The 19,024-nt window shown below is 74.6% G+C and carries 16 protein-coding genes and 1 pseudogene; 6 read left to right on the top strand and 11 right to left on the bottom strand.

The features are described 5' to 3' along the window. Positions 1-21 precede the first annotated feature (21 nt). From AQJ64_RS33005 to AQJ64_RS32995, 3 genes are all read right to left on the bottom strand, one after another. The gene (locus AQJ64_RS33005; RefSeq protein ID WP_059203239.1) at positions 22-927 is read right to left on the bottom strand and encodes a universal stress protein; all 906 of its coding nucleotides are present in this window, start codon (positions 925-927) and stop codon (positions 22-24) included. A gap of 179 nt (positions 928-1,106) precedes the next feature. Next, on the bottom strand, positions 1,107-2,021 hold the full coding sequence (locus AQJ64_RS33000) for a universal stress protein (RefSeq protein ID WP_055631318.1): 915 nt from the start codon (positions 2,019-2,021) through the stop codon (positions 1,107-1,109). Positions 2,022-2,203: 182 nt separating this feature from the next. Further along, positions 2,204-2,932: a DUF429 domain-containing protein gene (locus AQJ64_RS32995; RefSeq protein ID WP_055631317.1), complete on the bottom strand. Its 729-nt coding sequence runs from the start codon at positions 2,930-2,932 to the stop codon at positions 2,204-2,206. 131 nt (positions 2,933-3,063) lie between these two features. On the opposite strand from AQJ64_RS32995, the gene AQJ64_RS32990 reads away from it, so the two are divergent. Both AQJ64_RS32990 and AQJ64_RS32985 read left to right on the top strand, forming a co-directional pair. Continuing rightward, positions 3,064-3,528, top strand: coding sequence for a cyclic nucleotide-binding domain-containing protein (locus AQJ64_RS32990; RefSeq protein ID WP_055631316.1), 465 nt, complete (start codon positions 3,064-3,066; stop codon positions 3,526-3,528). A gap of 156 nt (positions 3,529-3,684) precedes the next feature. Then, on the top strand, positions 3,685-4,107 hold the full coding sequence (locus tag AQJ64_RS32985; protein ID WP_055631315.1) for a pyridoxamine 5'-phosphate oxidase family protein: 423 nt from the start codon (positions 3,685-3,687) through the stop codon (positions 4,105-4,107). A gap of 74 nt (positions 4,108-4,181) precedes the next feature. Here AQJ64_RS32985 and AQJ64_RS32980 read toward each other — a convergent pair whose 3' ends face one another. Next, complete coding sequence (locus tag AQJ64_RS32980) at positions 4,182-4,874, bottom strand: response regulator (protein ID WP_055631314.1); 693 nt, start codon at positions 4,872-4,874, stop codon at positions 4,182-4,184. A gap of 352 nt (positions 4,875-5,226) precedes the next feature. On the opposite strand from AQJ64_RS32980, the gene AQJ64_RS32975 reads away from it, so the two are divergent. Continuing rightward, positions 5,227-6,441 (top strand): globin domain-containing protein, encoded by a 1,215-nt coding sequence (locus AQJ64_RS32975; protein WP_055631313.1) that lies wholly within the window; start codon positions 5,227-5,229, stop codon positions 6,439-6,441. 31 nt (positions 6,442-6,472) lie between these two features. Here AQJ64_RS32975 and AQJ64_RS32970 read toward each other — a convergent pair whose 3' ends face one another. Further along, positions 6,473-7,792 (bottom strand): hypothetical protein, encoded by a 1,320-nt coding sequence (locus AQJ64_RS32970; protein WP_240512432.1) that lies wholly within the window; start codon positions 7,790-7,792, stop codon positions 6,473-6,475. An 80-nt stretch (positions 7,793-7,872) separates the two neighbouring features. On the opposite strand from AQJ64_RS32970, the pseudogene AQJ64_RS46790 reads away from it, so the two are divergent. Continuing rightward, a pseudogene (locus tag AQJ64_RS46790) lies at positions 7,873-8,641 on the top strand (class I SAM-dependent methyltransferase). On the opposite strand, the gene AQJ64_RS32960 reads toward AQJ64_RS46790, so the two are convergent. Further along, positions 8,619-9,158, bottom strand: coding sequence for an EVE domain-containing protein (locus AQJ64_RS32960; protein ID WP_055631311.1), 540 nt, complete (start codon positions 9,156-9,158; stop codon positions 8,619-8,621). The pseudogene AQJ64_RS46790 and the gene AQJ64_RS32960 sit on opposite strands and share 23 nt — an antisense overlap. A 675-nt stretch (positions 9,159-9,833) precedes the next feature. Here AQJ64_RS32960 and AQJ64_RS32955 point away from each other — a divergent pair. Both AQJ64_RS32955 and AQJ64_RS32950 read left to right on the top strand, forming a co-directional pair. Next, positions 9,834-10,925, top strand: coding sequence for a GNAT family N-acetyltransferase (locus AQJ64_RS32955; RefSeq protein WP_055631310.1), 1,092 nt, complete (start codon positions 9,834-9,836; stop codon positions 10,923-10,925). 117 nt (positions 10,926-11,042) lie between these two features. Continuing rightward, the gene (locus AQJ64_RS32950; RefSeq protein WP_055631309.1) at positions 11,043-11,336 is read left to right on the top strand and encodes a hypothetical protein; all 294 of its coding nucleotides are present in this window, start codon (positions 11,043-11,045) and stop codon (positions 11,334-11,336) included. 161 nt (positions 11,337-11,497) lie between these two features. On the opposite strand, the gene AQJ64_RS49260 is transcribed toward AQJ64_RS32950, so the two are convergent. The 5 genes from AQJ64_RS49260 to AQJ64_RS32925 form a co-directional block, all read right to left on the bottom strand. Beyond that, positions 11,498-12,727, bottom strand: a complete 1,230-nt coding sequence (locus tag AQJ64_RS49260; RefSeq protein WP_055631308.1) for an extracellular solute-binding protein — start codon at positions 12,725-12,727, stop codon at positions 11,498-11,500. Continuing rightward, the gene (locus AQJ64_RS49255; RefSeq protein WP_159060321.1) at positions 12,724-13,686 is read right to left on the bottom strand and encodes a hypothetical protein; all 963 of its coding nucleotides are present in this window, start codon (positions 13,684-13,686) and stop codon (positions 12,724-12,726) included. The genes AQJ64_RS49260 and AQJ64_RS49255 overlap by 4 nt, the downstream gene beginning before the upstream one ends. Continuing rightward, positions 13,683-15,143: a vWA domain-containing protein gene (locus AQJ64_RS32935; RefSeq protein ID WP_159060320.1), complete on the bottom strand. Its 1,461-nt coding sequence runs from the start codon at positions 15,141-15,143 to the stop codon at positions 13,683-13,685. The genes AQJ64_RS49255 and AQJ64_RS32935 overlap by 4 nt, the downstream gene beginning before the upstream one ends. 52 nt (positions 15,144-15,195) lie before the next feature. Further along, a complete protein-coding gene (locus AQJ64_RS32930) occupies positions 15,196-17,226 on the bottom strand; it encodes a tetratricopeptide repeat protein (protein ID WP_159060319.1) in 2,031 nt (676 codons plus the stop codon). A gap of 103 nt (positions 17,227-17,329) precedes the next feature. After that, positions 17,330-19,024, bottom strand: a complete 1,695-nt coding sequence (locus AQJ64_RS32925; RefSeq protein ID WP_079062084.1) for a S1 family peptidase — start codon at positions 19,022-19,024, stop codon at positions 17,330-17,332.

Below are 19,024 nucleotides of genomic sequence, written 5' to 3'. Positions count from 1 at the left end.
TCAACTCCTGCAGAGGGTGGGTCAGTCGTGGGGGACCACGGCGACGGGGACGGTGGCGTGGTGCAGGACGGCGTGGGTGACATGGCCGATGTGGCTGCCCACCGGGTTGCGGCGGGTGCGCCGGCCGACGACGACCAGGGAGGCCTCGTGGGAGGCGTCCACGAGATGGACCGCGGGGCTGCCGTAGCGGGTGACCTCGACGGTCTCCACGCCCGGGAACCTGGTCCGCCAGGGGCTGAGCACCTTGGCGACCTCCTCGGCCGCGCTGAGGGCCAGCGCCTCGTGCAGGGCGGGGTTGGCGGGGGTGCCGTAGGCGTAGTACGGCGGCGGGTTCCAGGCGTGGACGACCCGCAGCGGGGTCTCGCGGCGCAGGGCGGCGTCGAAGGCGAACGCGATGAGCGTCTCGTCCGGATGCGCGGTGTCGAGCCCGAGGACCACGGGCCGGAAGGGCGTCGCGGCGGACGGGATGCCCACCGGGTCCGGCTCGTGCTCGTCGGCGGCCTGTTCCAGCGCCCGGACCAGCACCACGGGGCGCTCGGCGTGCGCGAGGACCGACAGGCCGACCGATCCGACCAGGAAACCGCCCAGGCCGCCGAGGCCGCGCGAGCCGAGGACGAGCAGTTCGGCGTTCTTCGCCGCCTCGGCGAGCACGTCGCCGGGGTGGCCGTAGAGCTGCTCGGTGATCACCTCCAGGCCGGGGTGGCGCAGCGCGACGCCCTCGGCCGCCTCGCGGGGGATCCGCTCGGTCCAGTGCTGCTGGGTCTCCGCGCCGAGGAGCGGGGCCTGGGCCATCGGCTCCGGTACCGGCTCCCACACATGGACGAGCTTCAGCGGCAGGCTGCGCAGGGTCGACTCGCGGGCCGCCCACTCTGCGGCGGCCCGGCTCTCGGGCGAGCCGTCGAGGCCTACGGTGACAGTGCGGAGCATGATCTCCACCTCCTGGTGCGACAGATCCGATTCCAGCGTGGTTTCCCGGGGGCCCGGGCGGCAGGGGCCGGTGGTCCCGGGTGGGGCCCGACCGGCCCGGCCGACGGCACCGGGCGGCGGCACCTGGCGGTGGCGCCGGGCGGTGGCGCCGGGCGGGCCGGTCGGGCGGTGGCCCGCCCTCAGTCGTGCGGTACCACCGCGACCGGTGCCGAGGCGTGTTGCAGGACGGCGTGCGTCACCGGGCCGATGCGGCCGCCGACCGGGGTGTGGCGCTGCGCGCGGCCCACGACGACCAGTGCGGCGTCCCGGGAGGCGTGCACGAGATGGCGGCCGGCGCCGCCCACGACCGTCTGCTCCCGGACCTCGACGCCGGGGAACTTGTCCCGCCACGGCCGCAGAACCTCGCTGAGCCCCTGCCGCGCCTCCTCGGCCAGCTCGGCGTTGAGACCGGCGTCCAGGACGGCGCCGTAGCCGTAGACGGCCGCCGGGTTCCAGCCGTGCACGACCCGCAGCCCACTGGCGCGGCGGCGGGCGGCCTCGAAGGCGAACTCGAGGACGGCGGCGGCCGGGTTCGCCAGGTCCAGGCCGAGCACGACGTCGCGGTACGGCGTGGCCTCCGAGGCGGCTCCGCCGGCGTCCGGCCGATGCTCGTCCTCGGCGCGCTCACCGGCCCGCACGAGGACGACCGGCCGCTCGGAGCGCGCCACGACGGCCAGGGCGACGGAGCCGACCAGGAACCCGGTGACCGTGCCGAGGCCCCGGGACCCCAGGACCAGCAGGTCGGCGTGTCCGGCGGCGGACAGCAGGGCGGGCACGGCCTCCTGCCGGGTCTCCTCGGCGGTGATCCGCAGATCGGGGCGGCGCAGCGCGAGCCGGGACTCCGTCTCCCGGAGCAGGTGCGCGGCCCAGTCGCGCTGCGCGGCGAGCACACCGGGCGCGGAGATGCCGCCGAGCGGCGCGTACAGGGGGACCACCGGTTCCTCGGCGTGGACGAGCCGCAGGAGCGCCTCCTGCTGGGCCGCCTCGCGGGCGGCCCAGTCCGCGGCGGCGAGACTCTCGGGCGAGCCGTCGAGACCGACGGTGATGACGGACATGTGCGGACCTCCTTGGGGGATGCACCGCAAGTCTCCGGTCCGGTGCCCCTGGGACGGCAGGGGCCTGAGGTCCCTGCCGGGGGCCGAACGGCCCTACGGCGGAGACTCGGTGATGGTCCGTCAGTCGTGTCCGTCGGTCGTGTCCGTCGGTCGTGTCCGGTCGTGTCCGTCGGCCGTGTCCGTCAGTCGTGCAGGAGGCCGGGGAGGGAGTCCGGCTCAGGGAGGTGGATCCAGCCCTCGGTGCGCGCGGGCCCGGCGTCCGCTGCGGTGGGCCACGCGGTGCGCCGTACGCCGATCGCCCGGGCGGTCAGCGAGGCGATGAGCGCGTCGTAGGCGTCCCGGTCGGTGGCGTACGTCTGCCGTGCCGTGCCGGAGAGGTGCAGCCAGGGTGCGGCGGCGGTCAGTTCGTCCACGGTGCCCAGGGGCAGGCCCCAGCGGTGCCGGGCGGCGGCCGGGTACACCTCGGCCACCCGGCCGGCCCCCGTGCGGTCCACCGGGTGGCCGAGCCGGGCCAGCCGGGCCTGCAGGCGGGCCCAGCGGGCGGCGACGGAGCCGAGCTTGTCGAAGGAGACCGACAGCGGAAAGCGCGGGGCGTGGCGGGCGACGAGCAGATCGGTGCGCCGGTAGCGCAGGGCCCGGAGATCGTCGTCGCCCGCGGCGTCCCGGCCCGGCCAGTCGGGGTGCGGTGCGGCGTGGGCGGCCATCGCCTCGACGAACGCGACGGGCCAGCCGAACGGGCAGTCCACCCCGGCCCGGTCCTCCTCCCCCAGCGCGGTGAGCAGCTCCAGCAGGCGATCGTCCGTGCAGCGCAGGATGGGGGCGTGCACGACGGCCCGCTCCCCGGACCAGTCGATCACGGACACGGCGGTACGACGGGGGCGCGCGGAGAGGTCCACGCCGACGGTGCGCATGCCGTCAGGATGCCCTGTCCGGGGCCGGGCCGACCGGCCCGGGCCGGGTACCGGACGGCCCATGGCCCGTGAGCGGGCGCCGGGACCATGCTGGACATGGCAGATCCCGCCGACCAGCCCGGAGGCACGCCATGATCGACACACCTGCGCCCAGCATGCTGCGGGCCCTGCCCGCCGCGCACCGTGAGCGGCTCCTGCGCGTCGCCCGCGAGGTGTCCTTCCCGCAGGGAACGCGGCTGTTCGAGGAGGGCGGCCGGGCCGACCGGTTCTGGATCATCCGTACGGGCACCGTCGACCTGGACATGCATGTGCCGGGCCGTCGCGCGGCCGTCATCGAGTCCCTGCGGCACAACGAACTCGTCGGCTGGTCCTGGCTGTTCACGCCCCACGTCTGGCACCTGGGCGCGGAGGCGGCGACGCCGGTGCGGGCGTACGAGTTCGACGCCACGGCCGTCCGCATGATGTGCGAGGAGGACCCCGAGCTGGGCCGGGCCGTCGGCCAGTGGGTCGGTGACGTCCTCGCCCACCGTCTGCGCTCCACCCGCACCCGGCTGCTCGACCTGTACGCCCCGTGGGGCGCCGACAGCGCCGTCTGATCCCGCACCCGGAGGGGTCCCGCGGCACTCACGTCGCGGGGCCCCTCCGCCATGCCCCTCCGCCCTGTCCCGCTCCGTTCGGCGGCCCGTGTTCCGTGCCCAGAACGGGCCGTCCGGCCCTACCCGGGACCCGGAGGCGCGTCCCACGATGGACGGATGGTTCAGAACGATGCCTTTCGCGCGCTCGACCGGCAGGAGTGCCTGCGCCTGCTGGCGAAGGTGCCGGTCGGCCGTGTCGTGTACACCCGACACGCGCTGCCCGCGGTCCTCCCCGTGAACTTCACCCTCGACCCGGACGCCTCCGTCGTGCTGCGCACCTCGGCCGCCTCCGACCTGGTCCGTGCGATCGACGGCGTCGTGGTCGCCTTCGAGGCGGACGAGTGGCACGCGGCGACCCAGTCGGGCTGGAGCGTCGTCGTCACGGGGCAGGCGGCCGTGGTGACCGACCCGGCCGAGCACGACCGGCTGTCCGAGAGCGGTCCCACCTCGTGGATGCCGATCAGGGACGGCGTCTTCGTCCGGATCGAGCCCGGCATGGTCACCGGTCGCGAGGTGATCGGGGCCCGGTACAGCGCCTGAGCACAGCGGTACGGCAAGGGGCCATGGGTCCCTTGCCGTACCGACCGGAGCGTGTGCGGGTCCGCGCCGAGGGGTCAGTGCCCCTTCTGCCGGAGCCGGTCCTGGGCCTGGGTGGCGATGACGGCGGCCTGGATGCGCCGCTCCACGCCGAGCTTGGCGAGCAGCCGGGAGATGTGGTTCTTGACCGTCTTCTCGGCCAGGTACAGCCGCTCTCCGATCTGGCGGTTGGTCAGCCCCTCGCCGATCAGGGCCAGGATCTCGCGCTCCCGGTCCGTCAGGCCCGGCAGGGCGTCCGGCTCGGGCTCCGGCTCCTGGCCCTGGCGCAGCCGGGCCATCAGGCGGGTGGTGGCGCTGGGGTCGAGCAGCGACTGCCCGGCGGCCACCGTGCGGACCGCGGACACCAGATCCGTGCCCTGGATCTGCTTCAGCACATAGCCCGAGGCGCCGGCCATGATCGAGTCGAGCAGGGCCTCCTCGTCGTCGAACGAGGTCAGCATCAGACAGAGCAGCTCCGGCATGCTGGACCGCAGCTCGCGGCAGACGGTCACGCCGTCGCCGTCCGGCAGCCGTACGTCGAGCACGGCCACCTGCGGGCGCAGCGCGGGCACCCGTACGAGGGCCTGCTCCACGGTGCCCGCCTCGCCGACCACGGTGATGTCCGGCTCGTCGTTCAGCAGGTCGCGCACCCCGCGCCGGACCACCTCGTGGTCGTCCAGCAGGAAGACCCGGATCGGGGTCTCGGGTCCGGGACGCTCGCCGTCCGCCATCGGATCGCTCCTCGTTCGTACCGTGGGACGCCTGGGCCGGCCTGCCCCGTACGAGGGCGTGACCGGTCCTGGCCTTAGGGAGATCTTGCGCCATCGGGGGCCGGAGGGCCAGGGCCGGTCGGCCCTACCGCGCCCGGTCCCCGGGCCGAAGGGCGGTCGCGTCCCGCCGTACGTCCCGTCGGCCGGGCCGCCCGCCGGGCCGATGTTCCCGAACCGGTGGGGCCGTTGGTCCCCTTTTCGTCCCGGACGGCCGATCGGGCCCGGAATCCTGGCTTTCGCCTGCTAGACAGAGGTGCGCCGCCGCCATCCGAAGCGGCGCTCCCCCTGTCTCAGGCCCTCCCCGGGAGGCTCCATGCTGTCCGCAGAATCCGCCGCAGTCGTCCGTGCCACCCTGCCCGCGGTCGCCGGAGCGCTCGACGAGATCACCACGCGGTTCTACGCCACGATGTTCCGCGAGCGGCCCGAACTGCTGGACGGGATGTTCAACCGGGGCAACCAGGCGAGCGGCGCCCAGCGGCAGGCCCTCGCCGCTTCGATCGCCGGGTTCGCGACCGCGCTGCTCGACGCCCCGGACACCCGTCCCGACACGCTCCTGGACCGGATCGCGCACAAGCACGCGGCCGTCGGGGTCACCGACGACCAGTACACGATCGTCCACAAGTACCTGTTCGGCGCGATCGCCGAGGTGCTCGGGGACGCGGTCACCCCGGAGGTGGCGGCCGCCTGGGACGAGGTGTACTGGCTGATGGCGGGGGCCCTGATCGGGCGGGAGGCCCGGCTCTACCAGGACGCGGGGGTCGCGCCCGGCGAGGTGTGGCGGCCGTGGACGGTCGTCGAGCGCCGGGCGGAGACCGCGGACGTGGCGTCGTTCCTGCTGCGCCCCGCCGACGGCGCGCCCGCACCGCACGCCCGGGCGGGCCAGTACGTGAGCGTGCGGGTCCGGATGCCCGACGGGGTACGTCAGCTCCGGCAGTACAGCCTGTCCTGCGCCCCGGGCGGCGAGCTGCGGCGGATCACGGTGAAACGGGTCGCGGGGACGGCCGGCGGACCGGACGGAGAGGTCTCCACCCTGCTGCACGACCGGGTCCGGGCGGGGGACGAGCTGATGCTGTCCGCGCCGTTCGGTGACATCTTCCTCGACGAGCCGGCCGACGCCGGCGCACCGGTGGTCCTGGTCTCCGCGGGCATCGGCTGCACCCCCATGACCGGCATCCTGGCCCACCTCGCCGGCCTCGGCTCGACCCGCCCGGTGCTGGTCCTGCACGCCGACCGCTCCCCCGCCGAGCACGCGCTGCGGGCCGAGACCCGCGACCTCGTGGAGCGGCTGCCGGGCGCCCGTGCCACGTTCTGGTACGAGCGTCCCGGAGCGGAGGAGCCCACCGCCCGGACCGGTCCGATGGACCTCGACGGGATCGAACTGCCCGCGGACGCCACGGTGTTCCTGTGCGGCCCGGTGCCCTTCATGCGGGAGATACGGGGCGGGCTGCTGCGCGCCGGCGTCCCGGCCCGGCGGATCCGTTACGAGGTCTTCGGCCCCGACCTGTGGCTGCCCGCCCCGACGGCGTGAGGCCGGGCCCTCCCGGCGGCTCCGTCCGGGTTCACAGGTGGTGCACCCGGGCGGAGCCGTCGACCCAGTGCCAGTTCACCGGGGCGTACTCCTTCTTCCACGCCGTGCGCCCGCGGGCGTAGCTCTTCAGGGCCGCCTCCACCGCGGCCGCGAGGCCGTCGAGGTCCTCCGGGACCGGCACGCGGAGCAGCAGGTGCTGGGTGCGGTGGGCGAGGAGGAGTTCACCGGCGGGCGTGGTCTCCAGGAGGGTGAAGTGGGTGAGCGCCTTGTACGGCTTGTCCTCGGTGGACATACGGGAGCGCAGCCGGCCGTCGGCGCTCCAGGCGTACAGGCCGAAGCGGTTGAGATGGAAGGCGCGGGCGCGGTACGGATCGCCGACCACGGTGAAGCAGAAGCCGGTGAACGGGCTGTCCTCGTACCGGTGGAGCCCCTCCAGACGGCCCCGGACCGCTCCCTGGTCGTCGAGGAGCGCGAAGGTGAAGACCTGGCCCCGGTTGCCCGAGCGGTAGAGGCGTCCGAAGACGGGGACGACGAACAGGTCGTCGCCGAGCGCCGCAGGCCGTCCCATCGTGCAGTCGTGGTAGTCGTCGGAGCGGGCGGCGTCCTCGGACACGATCTCGGTCAGCGAGGGCGAGGGACGGTTGTCGTGGCCCACCGGCGCGCCCCGGTAGCGGACGTGGGCACGGAGGTCGGCATCGGTCTGGCGGTCGGTGCGCGCGTCGTGCGTGGCGAGGGCCCGGAGCGTGGCCTTGGAGCCGGGGGCGAGAGGGTCGCCCGGCTCGGAGAGGGCGACGATGTTGGGGTGGGCTCCGGCGAAGTTGCTCAGCCCGTACTCGGAGGTCACGCACAGCAGCCGGCCCGAGGGCGTGACGGATATCGACGCGGCGTAGGGGTCGCCGTTCCGCTCCTTCTCCTCCTGCCAGCCCCAGGGCATCCGCCAGGAGGCCAGGACCCGGCTCAGGTCCGCGGAGAGCAGATGGGTGCTGCCCGGTCTGGAGCTGACGGCGAGGGTCCCGTCCGGAAGGACCGCCAGGGTCGGCTCGGTGCCCTCCTCGACCGCCGAGGGCGTGCCGTCCGGGCGCGGCTGCCCGTACAGGGCGACGGCGACGGGCCGTCCGTCGGTGCCGTGGCGGGTGATCAGCTGACAGCCGAAGTTCTGTTCCGCGGGATCCGTCGCCCCCTCGGCCTCCCATCGATAGCGTCGCGCCCCGGACACCACGTAGGTGTCCCCCGCGGGCGTGGCCACGGCGTGATGCGTGACGAACGCCCACCCGTCGGAGGCGGGATCGACCCGACGGGCGTCCGTCAGGGAAGCGGGCAGGGTCAGCGGCGAGGTCAGCGGCGACGTCATGATCGGCATCTTCCTCCGGACCACTGACAACGCCCGTCCAGGCGCCGCGGCTCAGCGGGCGAGTTCAGCAGTGTCCGGTCATGTCCGAGACCTCGGTGACCCGCCGCTTCTCCGACGAACTCGCCGACGACCACCACCTGATCCACGCGGACGGGGACGCGAGCGTCCGCCGGCAGGGCCGTGCCCTCGACGCGCTGCCGGGCCGGGCCGGGGCGGCTGTCCTGGACTGCTCCTGCGGCATCGGCACCCCGGCCGCCGGCCTCGCCCGGCACGGGCACGAGGTCACCGGGACGGATCTCAGCCCCCGCGCGGCGGCCCGGGCCGCCCGTGAGGCCGCCCTCAGGGAGGTGACACTGCGCACGGCCGCCGCCGACATGCGACGCCTCCCGTTTCCGGACGCCCGCTTCGACGCCGTCGTCTGCGCCGACAACTCCCTGCCGCACCTTCTGACGGCCCAGGACGTGCACACCGCGCTGACGGAGATGCGCCGTGTCCTGCGCCCCGGCGGCCGGCTGCTGCTCGGCACCCGCCCCTGCGACGACCTGCTGCGGACCGGCCCGAATCGACGCCTCCCCAGGTCCACCGGCCCGTGGGCGGAGCGGAGCGCACCGTCTCCTTCCGGCTCTGGCACTGGCACGAGGCGGCGAGCACTACGACCTCGAGCACTTCCAGCTCCTGCCGGCGGACGGGCGGTGGAGTGTCCAGGTCCGCGGGGCCACCTACTGGGCGCTCGGCCGGGACCGTCTGAGCGCGCTCGTGGCCGACGCGGGCGTCGTGGACCCCGTGGGGCGGCCGCCCCAGGAATCAGGTTTCTTCTTACCGCTGCTCACGGCGCGCACGGCCCCGTAGGCGACCGCGGCGACTCCTCTCCTCGCTCCATCGCTCCGCGCAGTACCTCGAAGTCCGCCACGGCCAGCGGCAGCAGCCCGAAGCGCAGTCGGTAGCCCCAGTTCCGCTCCCGGGTCAGGGCCAGGTCGTGGGTGACGGTGTGCAGGCCGACGGCGTGCACCCGCGCGAAGTCGACGGCCCGTCGCCAGGGCCGCAGGGTCCCTCTGGCGCCCATGTTCACGACTTCGTCGGCGAGATGGGGCTCGTCGTCGGCAACGGTCCCCAGCGCCGTGAAGGCGCGCAGCTTCGCCCGGTCGCCCAGGCGCTCGGTGGGCGAGTAGAAGACGAATCCGTCCCCCCGGCGCAGCCGGGCGACGTTGCGGCGGTCGCCGTGGTTGAGCTGGATCCAGCCGTGCCGGCTCGCACGGCGGGCGTGCTCGGCCGACACCACGCCGAGCCAGGCCCGCTCGAACGGAACGGATTCCTCACGGGAGGCTTCCTCGCCCCCCAGGGGGATGACGGTCTGCCGGATGTGCACGGGGGCTCCTCACGCCGTGGAATGCCGTCCTGACGAGCCCATGCTTCCTGCCATACCTGTCAAGTTCCGTCAGGTTTTGCCGGCGTGCGCACGGGCTGGCGCGGATCACCAGCCGGCCCGGGCCGAGGTGAGCGGCGGGATGAGGTCCGCGGCGAAGGGGACGTCGCCGAAGCCGACCACCGAGACGTCGGAAGGACACGCCGGTGGCCCTGGGAGAAGAGATCGCCGGCGGCCTGGAAGGCGCCGCCCCGGTTGCCGTGGTCCACGACGGTGACCGGGAGGTCCGCCGGCAGCGGCGGGCGGCCCACCAGCACCGGCCGGACCCGGCGGTGTCCAGGGCAAGCTGCGCGCACGGCGACGAAGCGGCGGGGATCCCGGCCCGGCCGGCGCGGTACCGGACGCACGGGGCCCGCGCGGCGGCCGGGTTCGTCGCCGGCGCGTTCTCGGCGGGCTCCCCGGGCCCGCCCACGGCGTGTCCGGACCGTACTCGGCACACCGGACACACGATCGCCCCGATCGTGTCCTGGGCCACCGGCAACGGACAGGGCCCGGACCGAACCGTGGCGCCCCGGGGCGGTTCACCCGTCCCCGTGAGTCCTCGGCTGAACGTTCACATGGGCCGGTTTTCCTGTTCCGGGCGCCTGGCCTGCGCGTCTCATCGACGATGGAGACGCCATGACCACCACCGCTCCGCGTATCTCCATCGTGCACCCCCGCGATCTGACCGCCGCCGACCTCGATCACTGGAACGACCTGCGGGCCGCGACCACGACCGCCACCAACCCGTTCATGAGTGCCCAGTTCAGCCAGGCCGTCGGCCGGGTGCGGCACGACACCCGGGTGGCGGTCCTGCGCCGCAACGGCCGTACGGTCGGCTACTTCCCGTACCAGAGGGGCCGTTGGGGCTGCGGCAGGGCCGTCGGCCTGGGCGTCTCCGACTGCCAGGGCGCCGTCCTGGCCCCCGGCCTGCGCCTGGATCCGCACCACCTGATGCGGGCCTGTGGCCTGAACACCTGGGAGTTCAACCACCTCGAAAGCGGCCAGGATCTCTTCCTCCCGTACGCGACGGGCCAGTTCGCGTCCCCGGTCGTCGACCTCACCGACGGGTTCGCGCACTACGAGCGCCATCTGCGCACCCATGCCCGTGGCTTCCTGAAGACGGCACGGGCCCAGGAGCGCCGGATGACCCGGAACATCGGGCCGGTCCGCTTCGTCCACGACGACCGGAGCCAGGCGGCCCTGCGCACCCTGGTCGCCTGGAAGTCCGCCCACTACCGCCGCACCGGCCGGCGCGATCCCTTCGCCCAGCCCTGGATCGCCCGGCTGGTGGAGGGTCTCGCCGCGACCGACGCCGCGGACTGCTCGGGCACGCTCTCGGTGCTCTACGCCGCCGGCCGGCCCGTCGCCGCCCACTTCGGCCTGCGCTCGCGCACGGTCCTCTCCTGCTGGTTCCCCTCGTACGACCGGGCCCTCGCCACGTACTCACCGGGCCGCATCCTCTATCTGCGGATGATCGAGGCCGCCGCCGAGTCCGGCATCCGGCTGGTGGACTTCGGCCGGGGCGAGGCCCCGTACAAGAACTCCTTCAAGACCGGAGATCTCCTGGTCCACGAAGGAGCCCTGAGGACGGCGGGCCCCGCCGCGGCCCTCCACTGGCTCCGGCACGAGCCCCTGCGCGCCGCCCACCACGTGGTACGCGGCCACCCCGCCCTGAAGAACGGGGCGGTCCGCGTCCTCAGGGCCTTCGGCACACTGCGTCAACGATGACCGGGCGTCGGGGACGACGGTGGGACGCCCGGGCCTCGGATGGGTAGAAAGCTTGCGGTGATGCGCACATCTCAGTGACCGGGGGCCGGGCCCCGCCATCGGGGAGGAGGGGCGTTCATGCGGCGCGGGGACATGCGGCGGGTGCGTGAGGCCGACCTCCGGCTGGGGGCCGCGATGGCCGAGGTCGAGGGGCTCTACGCCGCGGTGCTGCGGGCCGGTACGTCCGGGCGGCGCCGACGGCTCCAGGCGGAACTGTCACGCGCCGCCGGCCGTCTCGCCGACCTCGCCGCTCCGCCGTCCGCTCCCCGGACGCGCACCGTCGTACGACGCTCGCGCTGGGGCCGGCGACGCGCCCTGGCCGAGCGGGGCGCCGAACGGATCGTCGCGCGGTACGGGAGGGGCGCGAGCTGAACGCGTTCCGCGGGCACCGGGAACCCGTCCCTCGCCCCTTCCGCGCGACGAGCCGGCCTCGGTCCACGACCGTGAGCAGTTCACCGGTCCGGTCACCCTCGACGACCCGCCGGCCCGGCTCCGTCACCCGCGGGCGGTCCGAGCCCGGCCCGCGACCGGCGTCAGTCCGGGCCGGCGCAGAGCTTGCCGGAGGGGACGGGTGAACCGCCGAGCTTCTTCTGGACCTCGTCGAGCGCGTCCAGGACAGGGGTGGGATCCGTCGTCGCGTCGGTCGCGTAGTCGAGGACGGCCCGGTAGAAGGCGGCCGACACGTCCGGGGTCATCGCGTCGGCGGCGCCGAAGCACAGCGTGTGGCCGGAGCCGGGCCGCAGCAGCTCGGCTATCCGCCGCTGCACGGCGTCGCCGTAGGTGACCCGGCTGTCGGCGGAGAACGCGGCCCCCTCCCCCTGGTTCACCCAGGCCTGCTGGGCCTTGGTCCCCGCGAGGTAGGCGATGAACGTCTCGGCGCTCGGGTTGTCGTCGGTGAACATGCCGACGAAGTCCGCCGAGACCTCCAGCCGACGGGTCGAGGAGTACGTGGTGTAGTCGTAGCTCTGCCCCTTCTTGAAGCCCATGGCGGACAGCGCGCCGTGGGTGAGGGAGCAGGTGCGGGGCTCCGTGGTCATTCCGGCGGCCGCCGCGGCGAAGTTGCGGACGGCCGCGGACTCGGCAGCGGTCCCGACGAGGTGCCGCCAGGTGGTCCAGGCCTCCTTGACCGGGGCCGAGTTCCAGCGCAGCCGGCCCGTGAGCCACCGGGTGTAGGCGTCGCCGTTGCCCTGGGCGAGCACCAGGTCGGCGATCCAGTCGGCGCCCGGCCAGCCGGAGGTGGGGCCGGACTCCAGCCCGAGGCACCATGTCCCGGACGTCCGCAGCACCGCCGGTGACGGCCGCTCCGTGACCGCCGGGTCGAACCAGACGAGACTCTTGACGTCCACTTTGGCCGGCACCGCGTAGACCCCGCCCCGCACCTCGGCCAGCCCGCGGAACGGCTCCAGATAGGTACTCGTGGGTACGTGCAGCGGTTGCAGCTCCCGGTCCTCCTCCCGTTCCCCGTCCGCGTATCGGTGGATGGCTCCGACGCTCGGGAGCATGGCGAGATCGGGCGGCGCCCCGGCCGCCACCGCGGCGTCCAGCTGCTGGGTCAGGGCCCGGGTGACCTGGACGTCCACCTGGATGCCGGTGTCGTCCTCGAAGGACTCGACGACCGAGTAGAACGCCGTGAACTCGTTGCCGGACCAGGGAATCATGATCGTCACCCTGCCGTGGCCCGGGCCCCCGCCGCAGCCGGCCGCGGCGAGCAGCAGACCGATGACGAGGACACAGCGCGTGATCCGGGACGTCAGCGTGGTCATGACCGCGGGAACCGGTACTCGGCGAGGCGGGGCCGGTAGCCCAGGTGGGCGAGGACCCCGGCGGCAGCGAGCAGGCCCAGGGCGAGGGCCGTCGTCGCCCAGTGTCCGACCAGGGGCTCGCGACCGAGCGCCTGGGCGTCGTGCCGGCACAGCAGGCTCGTGGTGATCCCGACCCCCGCGGTGGCCGGCAGCGCGACGAGCAGCGACGGGCCGACGTGCCGGCGGAAGTGTCGGGCGATCACCCGGCCGGTCGCGAGGACGCACAGCAGCATGGCGACCGCCGGTCCGACGAGCAGGGACCAGACATGGGCGGGGTCGAGCCAGGAGGACCGGCGCTGGACGTCGAGGGCCTGGCGCTGCATCTCCTCCAGGTCGGTGAGCGAGGCCGTGAGGCCGCCCGTGCCGGGGATGGGCGCGCCGGTCTCCGGCTCCTTCGCGCGGGGGGCGGTGAGCGCCTGGCGGGCGGCGGCCAGACCGGCCCGGCCGCTGCGGGCGTAGTCGCGCACCGCCGTGTTGGCGAGCTGCACACATGTCGTCAACTGCCCCTGGACGAACTGGAACTGGGCCTGGCCCCGGCTGCCGGCCGCGTTGCCCTCGGCGGCCGAGGTGACGAGGGAGTTGACCCGCGCGGTGTCGTTGGCGAACTCCGTGCCCGTCCCGATCAGGGTGACCTGCCCGGTGCCGGCGGCCTTCGCGAGCGCCTCGTCGGCGGCGACGGCCGTCCGGCGGGCCCGGGCGATGTCCGCGACCGCGTCGCCGGTGCGCCGCGCTGCGGCCAGCTGGTCCTCGGCCCGCGTCGAGACCAGCAGGAACATCAGTGCCGTGGCCAGCACCATGGCGATCACGCCGGCTCGGAACCACCGCAGCCATCGCACCGGATGGACGGCCCGGACGCGGGTTCTCCAGCGGGTCGCCGTCCCCCGCAGGGATCTGCGGGGGGCGGCGGCCGACGCGCTCACGAGGCGTCCACCGACGTACCGCCCGTCGCCGCTTCGTCGAAGAGGCCGCCGCACTCCTCGCAGAACCTCGCGCCGCGGGCCGCCGTCGTCGCACCGCACCGCGGGCAGCCGCGCGGGGCCGTGCCCTCGGCGGGCGGGAGGTCGGCCGCGTCGAGCGGCGGGACCGTGGTCCTGGTCGACCGGAGTCCGAGGCGCTGCATCTCTCCGCGCGAGGCGTCGCGGCGCACCCGCGGCCGGCCGTCCGGGCCGGTGAGCGCCACCGAGCGCAGCAGCCGCAGACGCACGGTGTCCCGGAGGTCCTCGGCGAGTCCCAGGGCGAGGTGCAGCTCCCGGTCCGCGCGGGCGAAGTCGCCCCGCTGCTGGGCGTCGGCGCACGCCCGCATCGCCATGCCCAGTTCGTACTCGTTCTCGACCCGGGTGAGGTCGGCCGACGGCGGGATCCCGAACCCGGGTGTCGACCGCCGCCGTACGACCATGGCACGGGGCTCCGAGCAGGGCGCGCGGGTTCCGTCGGGCTGTTCGGCGTACAGCGTGAGCCGGGCGGCGCGCAGGTCCTCGTCGACGGTCAGCGTCTCGGGGTCGAAGCGCAGCGACACCTGGTACTGGCGGGTCTCCGGCGGCCAGGCGCCGAGCGGGACGTGCAGGGTGCCGTCCTGGTGCGGGCGGGCGGTCAGTTCCGCCTCCACGGGACGGGTCTGGCGTACGAAGCCCAGCCGGAACCGGTGGTTGAGGCGCAGGCCGAGGTAGACCCGGGCCACGACGATGCGCTGGGCCTGCCGCATGATGCGGGTGAAGTCCTCGGTGAGGTCGGAGACGGTGACGACCGCCTCGGCACTGCCGTGCAGGGCCTGGGTGATCCGCAGGAGTTCGGCGTAGTTCCAGTCCTCGCCGAGGCCTCGCGCGTCGCACACGAAGCGGTCGGTGCACGCCCGGAGCACGCCGTCGAGCTGCTCGGGCGTCTCGTGCTCGTCCTTGCCGTCCGTGTAGAGCACCGCGTGGCGCACGGTGCCGGGGGCGGTCACCGCGGTGAAGAGCCGGTCGGCGCAGGCCAGCCACTGCCCGATCGCCGTTCCGCCCTCGGCCAGTTGGCCGGCGATCCGGCTCTTGGCCTCCTGTCTGGCCGCGGCGTCGACGGTGGCGAGGCCGCCGGTGGCCGGGTAGACCACGTCGGCCTGGTGGTTGCCCGCGACGATCCCGAGGAGGGTCCCGTCGCGCAGGGTGTCGACGGCGGCGCACATCGCGCGTTTCGCCTCGTCCAGCTTGCCGCGGCCCGCCATGGACAGCGACTTGTCCATGATGAGGATCTCGGCCGCCCGCGTCCGGGGCGGCGGCTGGGCGGCGGGGTGCGCCCGGACGGTGACGAGCGCGTCCGCGCGGGTCTCGTCGTGGGCCAGATCGGACGGAGCGTCCACGTCGACCTCGAAGCTGAGCCCTGTTAAGTGCGGCCTGTCCCCCACCGGCACCACCCGACCGTGTCCCGTGTCCCCAGTGTGTCCTCTGCGTGGCGGACTAGGAGCGTAGCGTGTCGGGCTTCGGTCCGATACGGGAATGACCGGTTCGGCCGCTCCGCCGTGGCCACCTCCACTCCAGCAGCGGGCGCAGCCGGTTCGCCAGGTCCACCAGGGCCATGTACTCCTGCTCGGTGGAGGCGTGCGCGCCGAGTTCCCGGACCGCGTCGGACAGCGGCAGCCCGTCGTGGGTGCCGAGGAACGCGGCGTACTGGATCTCGGCGCGCAGTGCGGCGGTCACGGCGTCGTCGGCGTGGAGTCCGTCCAGCGCCGCGCGGGCCCGGGCGAGGTCGCCCTCCTCCGGCCGGCGGACGGGCGGTGCGCCGGGGACGGTGATGAGCAGGCGTACGGCGGCGACGCGTGCCTCGCGTTCGTAGCGGAATTCCTGGGTCAGCCGCTCGGCGGTGGCCACCGCTTCCGCGCGCCGTGCGGCGAGCAGGTGCACGCGGGCCAGTCCGAAGCCCGCCGCGCCGAGCGCGGGGGTGGTGTCGAAGACCGTGCCGTAGTGGGAGCGGGCGACCTCGCGGTCGTCGAGGACCTCGGCGCACAGTCCGAGCGCGAGCTGCGGGATCAGTTCGCCCGGCAGGCTCCGGCGCACCTCGGTGAAGTGGCGGACGGCTCGGGGCACGTCCTCGCGGGCCAGGGCGAGGAGACCGGAGTACCAGGCGTGCAGCCAGTGCCAGTCGGGCAGTTCGGAGCGGGCGAGGGCCCGGGCGGCCCGTGTCGTGTCGCCGCGGCGCAGGGCGAGCCTGCTCTCGGCCAGCGCGGTGCCGGCCGGGTCGCCGACGCGCGGATCGTCCGGGTCGGAGAGCGGGGTGGGGAGCGCGGCGGCGATGTGGCGCGGGCCGGGGCAGGAGAACGGTGCGGGCATCGTCGGCCACGTGTCGCCGGCCGCCGCCCGGACCCAGTGGCCGAGCGGCCGTGCCGCTCCCAGCCCGCCGTGCAGCGGCTCGGTCATCGGGCCGAACAGCGCCGAGGGACGGGCCACCTGGCGAGCGGTGGGAGGGGCCGCCACGATCTGCCGGACCACTCCGCTGAGCTGTTCGCCGAACTGCCGAGCCGAGACGAATCGCCGCTGGGGCACCGCGGTGTCCGTGGCGCGTTCGATCAGCAGCATGAGCGAGTCGACACCGGGGGCGGCCCGCTCGGTCCCGTAAGGGCCGCACACCTCTTCCAGCGTCCGGCCGAGTCCGTACAGGTCGAAGCCGGGGGTCGGCCCGAGGTGTTCCGGATCGCCCTCCGGGGGCGCGTACGCCTTGGTGTAGGCGACGACCGGACCGGCTTCCTCCTGGGAGCGCACCGCGCCGAAGTCGATGAGGCGTACCCGGTCGAGGGGCCGGGCGGAGCCCGCGGATCCCTCCTCCCTGAACCGGATGATGTTCAGGGGTTTGACGTCGCAGTGCAGCAGGCCCCTGGCGTGGAGGTAGTCGAGGGCCTGGAGGATGCGCAGGCCGTGCCCGAGGAGGGTCTCCAGCCGGTCGTCCTCCCGGGCGCAGAGGGGGGCACCGGGGACGTACTCGAGGACGAGGTGCGGGCCTTCGGGTTCGTAGCCGAGGATGCGGACGATGCTGTCGTGCCGGAGCCCGACCAGGACGTCCCGCTCGTGCCGGGCCGTCCTGGCCACCGATCGGTGCAGGGCCTTGAGGACCACCCGGGTCTCGAGGTTGCGGTCGTGGACGAGGTACGCCGTCCCGTACGCCCCCGAGTCGAGGAGGCGCTCGACGTCGTAGCGTCCGGCGATGGTGAGGCCCTGGAGCTGGGCGAAGTCGAAGCGGGTGCCGCAGCGGGCGCAGAATCCGGCGGTCCGGCCCGGCTCGCCGTCGTGGCCGCGGCCGACGGGGCGTGCGCACACCGGGTTCAGGCAGAAGCGGTGCTCCTCGGCGACGGGGCCCGCCGGGGCGGGCCGTTCGTCCGGGGGTTCGGGGGCGTGGTCGGCGTCGATCAGGCCGAGGCCGTACCAGGGGTCGGGGCGCACCTGTGCCACGCCGACGCTGACCCCGTGCGCGGGGCCGGCCGCGGATGCCCGGGGCACGGGGCGTCTTCGCCGGAGGGGCCGGCGGTCGCACTCCGGGCAGAATCCGTCCTCGTCGATCTCGCCCCGGCCGCAGTCGGGGCGGTTGCACAGCGGCACGGCGTCACCCTTCTTCGATCCTGCGGTCGACCTCGTCGGTGTACTGCCTGACCAGCGTGCGGGCGGCGGTGAGGTCGATCGGCACGGTCTGGAGCGCACGGGCGGCGGGGGCGTGCAGCTCGGCGAGCCGGCGGTCCTCGTCGCCGAAGAACCGTGCGGCGCGGACCCGGTGCAGTTCCAGGGCCGCGCTCAGGTCCGCATGGGTCTCGACGAGCCGCCGCAGGGCCCGGTCGAACCTGGCGACCTCGGCGCGGGCCTCGAGGGCGCGGTCGTGGACCGCGGCGAGTTCGGGGTGGGGCTCGGTGGTCCGGGCCACGGCCAGCCGGACCCGCAGGCGGGGGGCGACGCTGTGCGGCAGGCGGGGGGCGGCGAAGAACTTCTCGCCCCAGCGGGTGCGCAGCAGGGCCGCCGCGTCCTCCTCGGCGGCGAGCTGCCCGACGGCCGTCTGGACCTCCGCCGAGGTCACGCGTCTGACGGCGGATCCGCCGATCGGCGCGGGGTCGAGGGACACGTCGTGGACGAGACCGGCGGGGGGCCGGTCCTCGAAACCGAGGACGAGGCGCAGGCCCCGCGCGCGGGCGCGGCGGGCGAGCGGTCCGAGCAGGTCCCGCAGGAGTGCGTCGGGATCTTCGGCCCGGTCGATGCGGCCGACCACCAGACAGGCGGGCGGGCGGCGGCGCACGAGCTGTCGCACCGCCTCACGGTCGTTGTCGGCGCGGAGCCCGAACCGGCCCAGCAGATAGTCGCGGACCTCGGCGACGGACCGGCCGCAGGCGTCGTAGGCCGCGTCGATGGAGCCGAGGCCGAGGACGGTGTCCCGGGGTGCGCCGGTCAGCTCGGCGTCGGACACGGTGGCCCGGGCAGCGGGGTCGGCGGTGCGCACGAGGCGCACCAGCCAGGAGGAGCCCGCGCCGACCGAGGCGTCCGTGCCGACGACGACGGTGCCGGACCAGTCGCTGTCGAGCAGCCGGGTGAGTTCCTGGGTGAGGGCGAGCCGCAGCGGGTCGCCCAGCACGTCCGTGGGCAACTCGGCGCCGGAGGGCCCCAGTTCGTCGGCGCGGTGGCCTTCGGTGAACCCGGTGATGTCCGGCAGGTACGTCAGCAGTGTCTCGGTCGGCAGGATCCAGGCCGCCCTGGAGTCGCCGTTGACGTGCTCGGCCACCACGACGCCGATGACCCTCCCCCGGTGCTCGCCGTCCAACGCCACCGCTCCGGCGCCGGAATAGCCCGGCTCGACCCACGGGTCGCCGGTGCGGATCCGCCTGAGCTGCCCCCATTCCCCCCGCCGTCCGCCGGATCCCGCCAGCTCCGCCTCCGTCCAGATGCCGTACGGCTCGGCCGCCGGGAAGCCGTAGATCCGCACCCTGCCGCCGGAGATGGGGGCCTTCCACAGGGCGGTCCTGGTCCCGCAGTCGACGGGGGCGTCGAGGGCGAGCAGTGCCACGTCGCCGCGCAGCGTGCCGGGTTCGTACACCCATGTTCCCGGGACCACCCGCGCGGTTCGTGTCCACTCCGGACCGCACGCCATGCTCCTGATCCGCACCCCGTCCGCGGGGCCCTGTGGCTGCGCACCGGCGAGTTGGACGACATGCGCACAGGTCAGGACGTGCAGATCGTCGAGCAGCACCCCGGCCCCTCGCGGATCTCCACGCTCGTCGTCCACTCTGACCCGCCAGGGGTCGTCGCTGTGGTGATGCAA

The sequence above is a fragment of the Streptomyces griseoruber genome, assembly GCF_001514205.1.
Lineage (GTDB): Bacteria > Actinomycetota > Actinomycetes > Streptomycetales > Streptomycetaceae > Streptomyces > Streptomyces griseoruber.
This window is presented reverse-complemented; position numbering and strand designations above follow the sequence as displayed.